Here is a 13,836-nt window from a genome sequence, read left to right as displayed (position 1 = left end):
ATTCTATGGCATTATCAGGAAAAATAGACCATCCGGGTTTTGAGCAAATCATTTTACCTTATTGCGGTCAGCAACGGCCTGAGGTAAAAAGCGGCCCTGCCTTTGGGGTTGATGTATCATTGATTGAATTGCCGGGTAAACTGGGGCTGGCACTTACCAGCGACCCTTTATCACTCATCCCATCGTTAGGTTTGCAGGAGTCGGCATGGTTATCGGTACATCTTATGGCTAATGACATGGCCACAACCGGCTTTGCACCGCAATACGCACAAATGGTGCTTAACCTGCCGCCCACCCTAACAGAGGCCGATTTTAAAAATTATTGGGAATTTGTACACCAATATTGTAAAGCAATCGGGGTAGCGATAACTGGGGGCCACACAGGCAGCATTGAAGGGCAGAACTCCACCATTGCAGGTGGTGGCACGATGGTCTTAACCGCACCCTTTGATGAAATATTACTGAGCAGATACGCCCGCTCCGGCGATGCCATTATTGTTACTAAACAATGTGCTATGTCCTCCGCCGCTATCTTGGCCATGAGCTTCCCGGAAACGGTTAAGAACAAGCTCGGCACCGAAGTTTATAACGACTGCTGCGCACTCTTCTATCAAACATCATCATTGCCAGATGCACTGGCCGCAAAAGCAATCAACAAATTGGGACTAACCGCGATGCACGATGTTACCGAAGGCGGCGTACTGGGTGCTATTTTCGAAATGGCTGTTGCATCGGGCAACGGTGTATTGGTTAACAACAATAAGCTCCCAATTGGCCAGCCACAGCGAGTAATCTGCAGTTTATTTGATCTTGACGCCCGCTTTTGTATCGGTGCCGGTGCCATGGTAATGGCAGCTGATCCGGCTTATGCGCCGGCTATAGTTCAGCAACTGCAAGCGCAGGGTATCAGCGCTACAATAGTAGGCGAATTGAAAGAACAAGCCCACCGCTGTTTATTGGTAGAAGAAGGTGTAACTGCCCCAATGCCTTATTTTAGTAAAGATCCATACTGGGCAGCATTTTATAACGCATACAAAAACGGATGGAAATGATGAAAGAAACTAACACTGCCATCACCGGAGGTATGTACCTGGTCATCAATCCGGCAATAGATGAAGAATTATTGCTTAACAAGCTTAAAGCTTCCCTAAACGCAGGCTTACAGGCGGTGCAGTTGTGGGATAACTGGCTTCCGGATGCCGATAAGCATTCGCTAATTAATCAAGCAGGCGGGCTTTGTAAAAGTCATAATGTACCCTTATTGATCAATAACGACTGGGCTTTGCTGGAAAATAATTTATTACTAGGTGGGGTTCATTTCGACGAAATACCTGGTGACATTGCTGCAATACGGGCATGGGTTGGTCGTGAATTTATAGCAGGCATTACGTGCACTGATGACCTGGAGCCGGTGTTTTATGCCAAAGCGAACGGCTTTGATTATGTGTCTTTTTGCGCCATGTTCTCTTCTCCATCAGCCGGGAATTGCAGCATTGTGATGCCCGATACAGTGAGAAAGGCAAGGGCACTTACTGCTATGCCACTGTTTGTATCTGGCGGTATAACACCGGGCAATGCCGGGCAGCTAAAAGCAACTATTCCGTTTGATGGGATAGCGGTAATATCGGGTATAATGAGTGCAGATGATCCCACAGAAATAATTAAACAATATAAAGTTGCCGCAGGCATTTAAACTGATTACTATGAGATTAAAAACCATTGAAAAACTTTGCTGCCCTTTTGATAAGGCAGACCTGACTTTACAGATATTCGTTCAAACCATTGACCATCATGTTACTGAAGGTTTACTGGGCTGCGCCACCTGCCGCCGCAACTATCCTATCATCTATGGCGTACCCATTATGGCCCCCGATGAGTACCGCCAGTTAAAACTGGAACAACCCGTAATAAGACAATGGCAATTGGAGCATGGTATCAGCGAAATACAACTTTTACCTCTTAATGTTACTACTACTGATTATTGATCGTGTTTTGTATCACAATTAGGGCATAAACAATGTTAGTAATTGCCACGTTGACCGGGCATAGCGATTCCCGCCAGAGGCACATTTGCTTCTGTTATAAATTTTCTTTACGTAATATATACTGTTAAGTAATGTGGTAATTATCGGATTTGAAAACAGGCTTGTAATGGAGTTTAATTGATTGAGGACGACGAACACATAAACTAGGCGACATATTAGCAATAAGGTATCTGAAGGAATACCTGCAATATTTGTATCGGGTAAGGATAAAAAAACGTTAGGACAAAACCAAAACCGGTTCCCGTCATTTCACATCTCGTTTAGGACTTCCTATCAATATTTATGGATAATAAATCCTGTTTTATATTATGCTCTTGCCTACGACGTAGTTAAGTGAATAATAGGATGTTCCGGACTGCTGCATTACACCATTGATATTTGAGTGGCCATCGAATACTTTTGAGTTGTTGTCGTAACCTTTCGCTTCGAATATCTTAACGCCATCACGATTCATAATCACTAGTTTATTATCTGGATAAACCGGTAATCCATCAATTATCAAGAAATCGTTAATGCCATCGCCGTTGGGAGAAACGCCCTGATGCACCAATACCCCCTCATTAGTATTTCGTTATATGATCGAATTACCTCCCCGGTCCTTTCTTCTTAGAAGTTTAGTCTCCTGAGATAGCATGATCGATAGCCAGTTTTCATCATCAGTTAAACGTCGCCTCAAATCATTGCCTGTAGAAAATCATGGGAAGAAATTCGAATGAAATTGAGAGAAATTCGAAAGTATTTCTTGTGCCCTTGAAGTTTATTTGTAGGAGTTTAATTCGGGTAACAAGATGCTGTTACCTGCATTGGCATTATCATTAAACAACATTAAAAACACCTATTACTATGAAAAAATTCATCAAACCCCTGGTTTATGTCCTTGGGTTATGCACAACTTTGTTATTAAGCAATTGCCAAAATAAAGATACTAACCCCAAGCCGATTCCGCCTGTTGACAGCGCCAAAGTCCAGGCCATGTACCCTGCTACCCAGACGAAGAGGAATGGAGGTGAGGCATATACTTTCAAATACGAGTATGATAAGGATAATAACCTTATAAAATATTCACGGACCGATAATGTGGTTACCTATAACATAAGCTCAAACCAGGTAGATGTACACGTTAATCAGTATGCATCGTCTAACCAGGCACTGATCCATACCAGTACCACCAGCTTTTTTTATAATATGGCGGGGCTGCCCAATACTGTGGTTAATATTTATAAAGAGGCGCCAACCCAGGTTACCTATACTTACTTTGATAAAGATGAGCCAGGCGGTCCTGTCAAAAGCAAGCCAGGAGGCCTATGGCAGTTCTTGAATAATGAAAATGGCTTGCCGGTAAATTCGATGACCGCTGACGGCGGGGGCTACCGTTATAATTACACTTACGACGATAAAGGCAACCTTGCATACGCCGAATTTGTACGCCTGTCGGGTGTTCGGGTTGGTGAAACGTATGAGCGCATAAACTTTACCTCGTTCGACAATAAACTTTCACCATTTTCTGCAGTTAAGGGCTTTTGGGTGGCATCGTATCCCCAGGGCGACACCTGGGAATACGCACTGGCATATTGTAAAAATAACCCTAAACAAATACTCACCGAAATTTATGATGTCAATAAAAACGGTTTTGTTAAATATCAACAGGATGATTTGACCTACGTGTATAACGCTAAGGGGTATCCTACGCAGATGACAATAAATACCACCTATTTTAACGCTACTTCGTCACACTACCTGACAATTTACAACTACACTTATAAATAAGCATAACGGCGGATTGGCATCAGGCCAACCCGCCGTTTCATAATACAACCTGATTATGATCACAGAAAAAAAACTAAAATCCACACTGGTCGATCCGTCCGGAGTGCCAAATACGCACACGCGATTCCAACTTAACAGCATACAAAAAGTCAGCCTGTTTTACCTTTTTTTGGTACCCTTTTTGACTTTGATGCTGGGTTTCGGTATAGGTCATGTACATTGGCAATGGTATCTTCCAGGCTGGCTGGCCAATACACTGCTGATGCTCGCTGCCCTGCAAATCTTATTGAAACAACGGCCATCAGGCGATCCTTTCATTACAGTTGCCTCGTTGTTGCTTATTGTGCCCTGGATCATTTTCCCCATTTTTGCGGGTATGGGACGACCGCCGCAAACCGTCAGGGGCTGGCTGGAATTGGTTGGGGAACAGCATGTCCGGTACAGCCTGTTGATATCCGGCGGTATTATCGCTTATCTGGGCACCGCGCTGCTCTACCAGTTTTTGCGATCTAAGGAAAAAGTGTTTACAACGCTCGGCATAAGCTTAATGACCTTGGCCCTGCCGCTTTTCCTGATTAATATGGCTTATTGGGGAAGCTTTCTTTCCGAGGCATTCAATCATTTTAAAACGGCGGCCCGCCCGGACTGGTACCAGCCTTTTCAGGAGCTGCTCCTGCTAATCGATACCATTCAGGTCTCATTGATTTACCTGGCCAGTGCCATGTTTGCCCTGGCGCTTGGCAGGACCGGGCATTTCAGGCCGGTTGCTGTGCGTATCTATGTCGCTGTTAGTTTGATTGCCGCCCTGCTCAATCTGATACCACCTTCAGCACCCGTACCTTTTTCAGTCATTAGTTATCTTGTTTCGGTGCCCGCCATTCCGCTGGTTATGTTTTACCTGATGGGTATTAACCTGCTGCGGACCGATCCAGCGGATTGATGGCTTATGCAACGATGCAAATGCTTCAAAAAACCTAAATTTACGTTATGTTCCGTCTGTGGTTTAATATGGTATTACCTTTCCTGCTTGTCGTCAGTATGCGATCGCTTTCTGCGACGCCTATCGTCAAGGAACTTCGGGCAGATAGTTTAAGGGCCCATGATAAGGGTTTCGCGCTTCATGGTCTTCCCTGGCGTTTTCATATAGCGGACGGCATGAATTATAGCGACCCGGCTAATGCAGATAGCACCTGGACAACGACCAACACCGTATTCAGCAGCACCGGAAGACCAAATGGCTGGAACGGAGGCGGGTGGTTCAGGTTGTGGATAAAGGTGGATGAGCGATTAACAGGTCATATGCTGGCGTTCCGGATCGTTCAAAGTGGGGCTTCAGCGGTCTATCTCGACGGAAAAAAAATTGGAGGAACAGGAAATGTCGGTAAAACAAATGCGGAAACCCGTTCCGGGCGTACCCCATTCAGCGTATTAGCTTTTATGGTACCCGATCAGTCACCACACCTGTTGGCGGTGAGGTATGTAAATGACAGGCCTCCTTTTCCGGAGGCCGAAGGTTTCCAATTATGGGTAGGTGCCTATGAACAACTATCAGCGGCTGCGCTTGACGCGCAAAAAATGAATGGTTTTTTATTGGTGAGTATCAGCGCGCAACTGGCTTTGGTATTACTTCACCTGGCGCTCTTCGCTTTCTATCCAAAGCAGCGCCTCAACCTTTACTACAGCCTTTTCGTGTTAGCTACGGCAACGGTGCTTTTCCTCCGGTACCTTACGGTAGTTACAGGAGATCCGCATATGCAGCGGGTCACTGCAGATCTTTTTGAGGCTGGGATCATCATCTCTATCTTCCTTGCCGGCGTCCTTTTATACGCGGTAAGTAATGATCGGATTCCGCGCGGGCGTGTGATCATGATCGCGTCTTTGGGCACGATGACCTTAGGGGATTATTTTTTGCAGGACCGCAACTCACAAGAGGCGTTCTTCCTGCTGGAGGCTATTTATTTTTTGGTAGTGGTAGCGGATGGCCTCTTGGCGCTGGTCAGGGCTATGATCCGCAAGAAGCCAAGGGTCTGGCTGATCGGGATGGGGATGCTGATCCTTACCGCCTTTTATTTGGTAGCAGGCAGTGACCTTTTCGGGCTGATGAAGGGCGATAACCAGCTGATCGGCCAATGGATGAGTATCGGCCTGCTGGCCATTCCGGTTTGTTTTTCCGTTTATCTCGCCCTGGACTTTGCCGACGTTAACCATAAGCTCAGTGCCAGGCTGCAGGAAGTGGAGGAATTGTCTGCCCTGAATATGGCGCAGGAGATGGAAAAAAGAAAGATATTGGCAGAGCAGGCGGATCGCCTCGAAAAAACTGTAGTTGAACGTACGCTGGAGGTGCGTAGCCAAGCCTGGAAATTACAGGAGATGGATAAGCTGAAATCGCGGTTCATGGTTAACCTGACGCATGAATTCCGTACACCGCTTTCCCTCATTATCGGACCCGCCGGCCTGCTGGCTGAAAAGGCGGGAACTGCGGGTGACCGGCAACATGGTGAACTGATCCGGCAGAATGCTCAACAACTTTTATTACTGATCAACCAGTTGCTTGATCTGAGCAAACTGGAGGAAGGTAAAATGGAGGTTGTCAAGATTGAAGCAGATATACTGGGGATAGCCGCAACAGTCCTGCTCCCATTTTCCAACTTCGCTATGCAAAAGCAGGTTAACCTTGCGCTAAAAAGCCGGTTCAGTCAGCTAAGCGGAACTGTTGATGAAGGAAAGGTAACGATCATGCTTAGGAACCTGGTCTCTAATGCTATAAAGTTCAGCCAGAACGGTGGAGAAATTATCATGACCGCTGACGTAGAAAGAAGTCCGGAAGGTACGGTGTTGGTCTTCACTGTTGCAGATCAGGGGACCGGTATTCCGGCAACTAAGTTACCGTATGTTTTTGACCGGTTCTACCAGGCAGACGCCTCCGATACCCGTTCAAACGATGGCAGCGGTATCGGGCTGGCGCTTACTAGGGAACTTGTTGAATTATTGAACGGCACAATCTCTATCGACAGTACGGAAGGTGTAGGAACTACGGTGCATATAAAACTGCCGGTAACCATTACCTTTTCAAATACCGGGGATGGAGATTTCTCGCTGCAAGCCCATGCCGGACCCGCACAAACAGAGGAAACAGATGATCTTTCGGATGAGGGCCCATTGTTGCTGGTCATTGAAGATCACGCACAATTACGCGAATTTATCAGCACCACGTTATCCGCCGGGTTTAGGATGTTAACTGCCCCGAACGGCGAAGAAGGGCTGTTTCTTGCCGGCAAGCATTTACCTGACCTGGTGATCACCGACTTGATGATGCCGGGAATGGACGGTTATGCGGTTTGTAGTAAAATAAAATCACAGGAACTGACCAGCCACATCCCTGTAATGATGCTGACCGCTAAAAATGCACCGGAGAGTCGCACCAAAGGGTGGGAAACAGGTGCTGATGCTTACTTATCCAAGCCTTTTGAACCGGGCGAGCTGCTGGCCCTTGCTGACGGCTTAGTCAGGAACAGATTGCAGTTGCAGGAGCGTTACCGACGTGAGGAGGCCTGGAAGCCTGCCGCTGGCTCTTTGCCTCCGCAGGAACTGCCCTTTATAGATAAAATACGCAATGTTATTAATTCACAGTTGGGCAACGAATTGTTCGGGGTTGATCTATTATGCGATGCAGTTGGATTAAGCAAAGCACAGTTGCATCGCAAACTAAAAAGCACCATTGGACATACTCCGGGTGACCTGATCCGAATGATTCGCCTTCAGCAAGCATTACAATTACTAAGATTAGGCGAACTCACCGTAGCAGAGATTGGGTACAAGGTTGGCTTTGGTAATCCCGCGAGTTTCTCAACCAGTTTTTCCAATCATTTTGGTTACGCGCCAAGAGCCATTAAAGATCATTGATGATAGCATACCTATCGTGGATTTGTTTTTCGATAATGAGCTTCTGTGTCATTTAACTGCGATAACCCAGATTTACGACACGAACTGATTATAATCGAAGTAGTGTCGTTCTGATATTGGAATACCGCATAGTAACCCATTTTGTTATTTTGTTCTTTACTATAGGTTGTGATTTTCTCACTAACATTTTTGGGAATTACATAATTAATCGGGGTCTTATCTTGCGCTTTACATACAGACACCGGTAGAAATAGTAAAAAATGCTATTTGCTAAGTCCATTCTTTGTTTCAAGCGTGTCCCTAAGTACCTCCGTATTGCGAGGAAGATTGTTTGAGACTTGCCCATTTTGATTCACTTTATGTATATTATTTTTATCTATCGGTAAGGAGCGGCTTATGTTTCGCCGTATCGGCAATGGATTTATAATACAGGATTCACCCAAAGTTTACATGAGGGGCAAAAGTCTGAGGGCTGGGTCGGGTACTGCTGGTAAAGAGCTTTTACATAAGCCGCATTAACGGTTTGTGCGCGAACAGTAGTGCCAAATGCACCCAGCAGTAAACAATAAGTATTCGTTTTTCCTGATGACCGGTAAGGTTTTTAAAGATAAATAAAAGTCCCCAAACACTCGCAGCCGGGGACTTTCAACCTAAACCTTATCACAATAGACCGGCAAGGTCGCCAGTCATTAAGATGCCGCGAAGATACTAAATTTCGTTTATTTTGCTTGTACCTACCCGAAAGGCGCACTGAGTAACCACGCAACGCGAGTGGCGTCACAAGGTTTTGACGCAAAGTTATGGCCGGTCCGGGAATCCATTGGCATCCACTGATAATAGCTCACTCATGTAGTCCAGGAACGGCCGCATGCCCTGAAAGGCCTGGTCGGCTAATTGAAGAAAGTTACCGGACAGCACTTCTTTATCGGTAAATCGCCGCATGACCAGGAACTGTTTGTAGCGCAGCAGGTCAATTGCTGCATGCGTAGGATCGTAACCCTTAGGGCTGGTTTTGAGCTGTTCCCCCTGGAGCTGACCGAAATTGCTGACAAATTTTCTATGGTTCACGATCTTCCGAAATGGTGACGGGTCAAAGGCGATATCTTCCCGGATAAGCTTGAGGTCAGGGGTGCTTGGCCCCCAAAAACCGCAAAGCACAAAACTTTTATCGCCGGGTTCGAGGTGATAATAATAGCCCCCGCGACGCTGTTTGCCGGCACGTTTGAAACGGCCGCCCCAATAGGTACTGAAGGGTGTTTTATCTTTCGAGAAACGGACATCCCGATAAATGCGGTAGAGGCTTTTGGCACCGCTCGGCGTTTCGATAACATCATGTTTATTCAAGGCCTTTAGCAGGCTATCGGCAAAAGCGGTGATATAGGTAGCTTGCTGTTGGTAGTGTGTCTTATTAGCGGTGAACCAGTTGCGGTCGTTGTACCGGCGAAGCTTTTCGAGAAAGTCAAACGCAGTTGAGGGGATCGTAGCACTGGCCATGCATCAAAGTTGCTCAAAAAAACTGGGCGTTGAACACTCCACCCCCGGGTTATTTAAGCCCGATAATTATGTTATTTTTCAAGTCCCTGTTTCCGTAAGAAACAGGGACTTGAAAGTTAAAAATCATACATACCACCCGAAACGGAAATTTGCTCTCCCGTAATCCAGGCTGCATCATCGGAAGCCAAAAAAACGGCTGCTTTCGCAATATCTTCGGGCTGACCTCTGCGACCAAGCGGTGTATTGGCAATAAACATTTTTTCATACTCACTGCCAGCAGTGACGCCCGCACTGGCTGCACCTTCTGTCTCGGTAGCGCCCGGCAAAATAGAATTGATACGAACGTTTTTTGCACCCAGTTCTTTTGACAAAGAAATCGTGATGGCATCTAATGCTGCTTTAGTTGCGGAATATAAAGAGGCTCCCGGCAGCGGCATCTTGCTGGCACCCGAACTGATATTGATGACATTCCCGCCCTGATCGCCAAACAGTTTCAAAGCTGCCTGGATAGTTAGGATGGGGCCAAGCACATTCACGTTGAAACTGCTATGAAAAGTTTCTGCTGATATCAATTCTATAGGTGCATATCCCTGATAAACCGCGTTGTTGACCAAAATATCCAGGGTGCCGAAAGCCCGCTTTGTTTCTTCAAACAGCCTGGTTACATCGGCTTCATTCGATACATCGGCCTGTACCGCGATGGCTATGCCGCCATTGTCGGTTATGGCTTGCACCACTTTATCCGCGCCTTCTTTACTTGAGGCATAATTTACAACAACTTTTGCGCCTGCTGCCGCGAAATGTTTTGCGATAGCTGCACCTATTCCTTTTGATGCACCGGTAACTACCGCTACTTTGTTTTTTAATTTACTCATTATTTCTATTATTTACGATTTGAGAACACGATTCATTAGTCGAATTTGACCAGGTCCTTAAAGATCAGTTTACCCCAGCTATTTCCGTGCGCCTGCACAAGCAGTCCGCCTTCCGAAAGCCCACCCAATTGGATTGGTGAAAAACCGAGATCTTTTGCAAATTCACCGATCTCAGCTGCGGCACTGTCATCGTCGCTTGCCAGAAACACGACTCTCTTCCCACCATGTACGGAAGCATCTTGCTCAAGAATAGCCGCGCCCAAATGATTGAAGCCCTTAACCAGCTTCCCGCCGGTGAAGGCTTGTGCAACTACCCTTGCGGAAGGCTGTCCTCCCAGTTGCTCAAGCGACACGCCATAGGCGTTGGTCACATCGACGATGGTTTTCCCCTGCCAGGTGGGCAGCGCCTTCGCGACATTCGGGTGCGACTCAAAACGCACAGCCAAAAAGATGACGTCCGCCTTCAGGGCTTCCGCCAGTGTTGTGGGAATGAGCTCGGGCCCGACTGCGGCCGCGGCTGATGAAAAACTCTCCGGGTTGCGTGTGGTTGCGACGGATACTGCGATGCCCTTGCGGGCAAACGCTTTGGCTAAGGCCTGGCCGATTTTGCCAAAGCCGATTATTGCGTAGCTACCTACTTTGTTTTCTGATATACTCATTTTGAAATTATTTTATTTGGTTAACGTCAATTACTTAGACAAATAGGTCATACCACCATCAACGATGAGTTCAGCACCTAACATGAACGACGAATCATCAGAGGCCAGGAAAACCGCTGTTTTACCAATGTCTGCAGGCTGCCCGATCCTCCCTATCGGCATTTGATCTGCAAAGTGTTTTTTTACTGCGTCCATTTGTTCTGCGGGAACAAACTTGTCAAATGCAGGTGTATCCGTTGTACCTGGTGTGATCACATTTGCCCTGATTTTTCTATCTAAAAGGTCGCTTGAAAATCCTTTGGCTAAATAGATCACTGCCGCTTTTGCAGCGCCATAAAGTGTAAAATTCGCATATGCCCGGTGTGCAGCATTGGAGCCGATCAGAATAATAGAACCACCATCATTCACATAAGGCAACGCTTTCTGAACAGTGAAGTAAACACTTTTGAGGTTCAGATCGATGGCCTTGTCAAACTCGGTTTCGTCAAAAGTTGCCACCGTTCCTACCGCTCCGGCACCCGCATTGGCTACGAGCACATCTATTTTACCAAATTTTTCAGCAGTTGCTGCGAACACCCTTTCCAGATCGGCAAGGATGGTTACATCGGCATTGATCGCTATAAAATTATCGCCGAGTTGGGCCACAGCGCTGTCTAAGGTTTCCTGGTTTCTGCCGACTATAACGCCTTTAGCACCTTCGTTTTTGAATTCCTGGGCTATGCCGAACCCTATGCCACTATTACCCCCTGTAATAACTGCTACTTTATCTTTTATCCTATTCATTTCAATTATTTTAAATTTGTATCACAAAGTTACTATCAATAGTTTATATTTGTAACTAACATAGTTTATTCTGGTTACCGCCAGGTAACTACAAATTTGAAAATATGAGAGACGAGAGATTTTGCGCATCCAATTGCCCGTTTACGCGAGCTATTGGCACTATTGGTAATAAATGGAAACCGATCATCATTAATGTTATCGGCACGCGTACCATTCGTTTTGGTCAACTCGATTCCATAGTACCACTCATTTCAAGAAAAGTATTAGCCGAACAACTCAAAGAGCTGGAAGAAGATGGACTATTGGAAAGATTGGCTTATAAGGAACTACCGCCCAGGGTAGAATATAAGTTGTCTGAAAAAGGCTTGGCTTTTTTGCCAATTTTAGAAAGTATAAAAGAATGGAATTGCAAATATGAGGTAGCGCCAATGCCAGGCGAGGCTGATAAAAAAAGCAGAGTAAATTATGCCCGGATGGTGTAAAATCGAAACTTGACAATGCACCCTTTTTATTTTTAGAGGAAACCTTATCACAATAGTAAGAAGAGCTTACCAGTAATAGAAGCATAAAAATACGTTATTTTAACGGGCCGGACTGCGGCTATTTACAAATGTCCCTGATATGTCCCGTTAATACTGTTTCAGTTTAGCTTCTATGCTCTGTGTGGTATGCGGCACGGCCATCAACCTTTCTTTTTGGATCAGCTTTCCCGTAGAACGGCAGATACCGTAAGTTTTATTCGCAATACGCAAAAGCGCGGCATCCAACTGTTCGATGAATTTCTTTTGCCTTCCCGCTAACTGATGTATTGCTTCCTTTTCCAGGGTCACCGCGCCGTCCTCCAGCGTACTGTGCGTGCCGCCGGTGTCATCGGTACCATTCGGATTTGATGAGCTAAGCGAACTTGACAACGATTCCAGTTCCTCCTGCGCTACAGCCTTTTTCTGAAGGATCAGTGTTTTGAACTCGTCCGGTTCCTTGTCCGTATATTTTGTCTTTTGCGTAGTTGTTTCTATTTCCATGCTGTCCATAACACAAACGGGCAACCGGTTTTAATATTTAAAATCAAGGGAATGTTTGCAGGCTGTAAAGAGCCCCAATGCAATATGGGTATAATTTAGGCGATTGAGTGGTTGTTGAAGGCATAATGGCAATAAAGTTTCGGTTTAGAACGACTTACTAAAGCTAACCATTACATCTATTAAAACAACAACATATTTAACTTTGTAAGCAATAATTTGCAGCCCAACGGACGGTATTTAATAGTTCCTTAGCATTACAAGTAAGTACGCCGGTGCGCGGCACACCGGCGAGGGAACAGATCAACATGATCAACGAATTAGACGAAGATGATCGGGCGGTGGTCTTTAAGGTCATCGATACCACGCTTACCAAAAAGAAGTTTAAAGATTTCTTCCAAAAGAATGTAGCTACTAAAGTTGGAAAGTCTTTTAATGTGATCTTTTATACTCTTTTGTAATGTACAATCCTTAACGCGTTCTATCGATAAATAATTTTCATAACGCAATATGCTAATAATATTAGCATATTGCGTTATTTATACTTAATTTTGTGTATAAGCTATGCACCGCTGTTCAAAACGTTGTTGTTATGAAACAACAGGCATTGCATTATCGAGCAGTGTGAAAAATGCTCGGAACGCAGCAGGACAGCGCTTAGACATATAAACTAAAAAATAGTTGAACATGGCCGATCAATTAACATTAGTAGAGGTAAGCGCTTTTTCCGGCCTTACCGGCGCGCTTTTAACGCAGGCCTTGACGGGCCTGTTCGGATATCTGGGTGATAAAAGAAAATCCAACCTGGAGCTTAAATCTGCTCTTAGAAACAAACAAATAGATATCGCGGAAAGCTTTTATTTCGTTACCGGCGAGAAGATGGCAATCGTCAAAAAGAATATTGGTTATTGGCAGAACTGGAATCATTCCAGAAGTGAAGCAAGCTTGGAATTTTTGAACAAGGAAATGGTGAAACTAAATATCTATTTAGAAAAGCTCGATCTTGAAAATTGGAAATGTAATCTGGTTAGCTTATATTTTGATGTATCGCTGACCGATGATCTGTTAATCGCCTCCAACGACCGGTCTAAAGCGCTTTATCTGAAGGTTTTAGATGTGACAGATGCCTTAAAACATGCGCTGCCGGATTCCAAATCAGATCTGTATGCGCTTTACGACAAAGCGATCAGCGATATGTGTGGCCATTATGAAAATGTCTATGCACAAATGACCTCCGATATGCAAATTGTTAAAGCCAGCCTGTTAAGCCGTTTACAGGGGAAATAAAGCG

14 protein-coding genes are annotated in these 13,836 nt (G+C 45.4%); 9 read left to right on the top strand and 5 right to left on the bottom strand.

What is annotated here, in order from left to right:
* Positions 1-5: 5 nt before the first annotated feature.
* The 6 genes from ABIX36_RS21965 (at position 6) to ABIX36_RS21940 (ending at position 7,715) form a co-directional block, all read left to right on the top strand.
* Positions 6-1,052: an AIR synthase family protein gene (locus tag ABIX36_RS21965; protein ID WP_348084314.1), complete on the top strand. Its 1,047-nt coding sequence runs from the start codon at positions 6-8 to the stop codon at positions 1,050-1,052.
* Entirely contained in the window at positions 1,049-1,693 is a 645-nt protein-coding gene (locus ABIX36_RS21960) for a thiamine phosphate synthase (protein WP_348084313.1), read from the top strand. Before ABIX36_RS21965 ends, ABIX36_RS21960 begins: the two co-directional genes overlap by 4 nt.
* A 10-nt stretch (positions 1,694-1,703) precedes the next feature.
* Positions 1,704-1,985, top strand: a complete 282-nt coding sequence (locus ABIX36_RS21955; RefSeq protein ID WP_348084312.1) for a Trm112 family protein — start codon at positions 1,704-1,706, stop codon at positions 1,983-1,985.
* Between the two features lie 903 nt (positions 1,986-2,888).
* Positions 2,889-3,812 (top strand): hypothetical protein, encoded by a 924-nt coding sequence (locus ABIX36_RS21950; protein ID WP_348084311.1) that lies wholly within the window; start codon positions 2,889-2,891, stop codon positions 3,810-3,812.
* Positions 3,813-3,867: 55 nt separating this feature from the next.
* On the top strand, positions 3,868-4,752 hold the full coding sequence (locus tag ABIX36_RS21945; RefSeq protein ID WP_348084310.1) for a hypothetical protein: 885 nt from the start codon (positions 3,868-3,870) through the stop codon (positions 4,750-4,752).
* Positions 4,753-4,820: 68 nt separating this feature from the next.
* Positions 4,821-7,715, top strand: coding sequence for an ATP-binding protein (locus ABIX36_RS21940; RefSeq protein ID WP_348084309.1), 2,895 nt, complete (start codon positions 4,821-4,823; stop codon positions 7,713-7,715).
* A 798-nt stretch (positions 7,716-8,513) separates the two neighbouring features.
* Here ABIX36_RS21940 and ABIX36_RS21935 read toward each other — a convergent pair.
* From ABIX36_RS21935 to ABIX36_RS21920, 4 genes are all read right to left on the bottom strand, one after another.
* Positions 8,514-9,209, bottom strand: coding sequence for a DUF2461 domain-containing protein (locus ABIX36_RS21935; RefSeq protein WP_348084308.1), 696 nt, complete (start codon positions 9,207-9,209; stop codon positions 8,514-8,516).
* A gap of 116 nt (positions 9,210-9,325) precedes the next feature.
* Positions 9,326-10,084: a glucose 1-dehydrogenase gene (locus tag ABIX36_RS21930; protein WP_348084307.1), complete on the bottom strand. Its 759-nt coding sequence runs from the start codon at positions 10,082-10,084 to the stop codon at positions 9,326-9,328.
* 35 nt (positions 10,085-10,119) lie between these two features.
* Positions 10,120-10,743, bottom strand: coding sequence for an NAD(P)-binding domain-containing protein (locus ABIX36_RS21925; protein ID WP_348084306.1), 624 nt, complete (start codon positions 10,741-10,743; stop codon positions 10,120-10,122).
* 30 nt (positions 10,744-10,773) lie between these two features.
* Positions 10,774-11,526, bottom strand: coding sequence for a glucose 1-dehydrogenase (locus ABIX36_RS21920; protein WP_348084305.1), 753 nt, complete (start codon positions 11,524-11,526; stop codon positions 10,774-10,776).
* A 104-nt stretch (positions 11,527-11,630) separates the two neighbouring features.
* On the opposite strand from ABIX36_RS21920, the gene ABIX36_RS21915 reads away from it, so the two are divergent.
* Positions 11,631-12,008, top strand: coding sequence for a helix-turn-helix domain-containing protein (locus ABIX36_RS21915; RefSeq protein ID WP_348084304.1), 378 nt, complete (start codon positions 11,631-11,633; stop codon positions 12,006-12,008).
* A gap of 147 nt (positions 12,009-12,155) precedes the next feature.
* On the opposite strand, the gene ABIX36_RS21910 is transcribed toward ABIX36_RS21915, so the two are convergent.
* Entirely contained in the window at positions 12,156-12,557 is a 402-nt protein-coding gene (locus ABIX36_RS21910) for a TraR/DksA C4-type zinc finger protein (RefSeq protein WP_348084303.1), read from the bottom strand.
* 296 nt (positions 12,558-12,853) lie between these two features.
* Between ABIX36_RS21910 and ABIX36_RS21905 the strand changes: the two genes are divergently transcribed.
* Both ABIX36_RS21905 and ABIX36_RS21900 read left to right on the top strand, forming a co-directional pair.
* The gene (locus ABIX36_RS21905; RefSeq protein ID WP_348084302.1) at positions 12,854-13,006 is read left to right on the top strand and encodes a hypothetical protein; all 153 of its coding nucleotides are present in this window, start codon (positions 12,854-12,856) and stop codon (positions 13,004-13,006) included.
* Between the two features lie 226 nt (positions 13,007-13,232).
* Positions 13,233-13,832 carry a hypothetical protein gene (locus tag ABIX36_RS21900; protein WP_348084301.1) on the top strand — a complete coding sequence of 200 codons (600 nt, stop codon included), beginning with the start codon at positions 13,233-13,235 and terminating at the stop codon, positions 13,830-13,832.
* The last annotated feature ends 4 nt before the right edge of the window (positions 13,833-13,836 follow it).

The organism is Mucilaginibacter sp. (genome assembly GCF_039925265.1).
Lineage (GTDB): Bacteria > Bacteroidota > Bacteroidia > Sphingobacteriales > Sphingobacteriaceae > Mucilaginibacter.
The sequence above is the reverse complement of the archived record's forward strand: the minus strand, read 5'-3'. Positions and strand labels throughout refer to the sequence as shown.

What these genes read in the sequence shown, in the direction of transcription:
- ABIX36_RS21965 (WP_348084314.1), top strand. Translation starts at nt 6, where the DNA reads ATGGCATTATCAGGAAAAATAGACCATCCGGGTTTTGAGCAAATCATT.
- ABIX36_RS21960 (WP_348084313.1), top strand. Translation starts at nt 1,049, where the DNA reads ATGATGAAAGAAACTAACACTGCCATCACCGGAGGTATGTACCTGGTC.
- ABIX36_RS21955 (WP_348084312.1), top strand. Translation starts at nt 1,704, where the DNA reads ATGAGATTAAAAACCATTGAAAAACTTTGCTGCCCTTTTGATAAGGCA.
- ABIX36_RS21950 (WP_348084311.1), top strand. Translation starts at nt 2,889, where the DNA reads ATGAAAAAATTCATCAAACCCCTGGTTTATGTCCTTGGGTTATGCACA.
- ABIX36_RS21945 (WP_348084310.1), top strand. Translation starts at nt 3,868, where the DNA reads ATGATCACAGAAAAAAAACTAAAATCCACACTGGTCGATCCGTCCGGA.
- ABIX36_RS21940 (WP_348084309.1), top strand. Translation starts at nt 4,821, where the DNA reads ATGGTATTACCTTTCCTGCTTGTCGTCAGTATGCGATCGCTTTCTGCG.
- ABIX36_RS21935 (WP_348084308.1), bottom strand. Translation starts at nt 9,209, where the DNA reads ATGGCCAGTGCTACGATCCCCTCAACTGCGTTTGACTTTCTCGAAAAG.
- ABIX36_RS21930 (WP_348084307.1), bottom strand. Translation starts at nt 10,084, where the DNA reads ATGAGTAAATTAAAAAACAAAGTAGCGGTAGTTACCGGTGCATCAAAA.
- ABIX36_RS21925 (WP_348084306.1), bottom strand. Translation starts at nt 10,743, where the DNA reads ATGAGTATATCAGAAAACAAAGTAGGTAGCTACGCAATAATCGGCTTT.
- ABIX36_RS21920 (WP_348084305.1), bottom strand. Translation starts at nt 11,526, where the DNA reads ATGAATAGGATAAAAGATAAAGTAGCAGTTATTACAGGGGGTAATAGT.
- ABIX36_RS21915 (WP_348084304.1), top strand. Translation starts at nt 11,631, where the DNA reads ATGAGAGACGAGAGATTTTGCGCATCCAATTGCCCGTTTACGCGAGCT.
- ABIX36_RS21910 (WP_348084303.1), bottom strand. Translation starts at nt 12,557, where the DNA reads ATGGACAGCATGGAAATAGAAACAACTACGCAAAAGACAAAATATACG.
- ABIX36_RS21905 (WP_348084302.1), top strand. Translation starts at nt 12,854, where the DNA reads ATGATCAACGAATTAGACGAAGATGATCGGGCGGTGGTCTTTAAGGTC.
- ABIX36_RS21900 (WP_348084301.1), top strand. Translation starts at nt 13,233, where the DNA reads ATGGCCGATCAATTAACATTAGTAGAGGTAAGCGCTTTTTCCGGCCTT.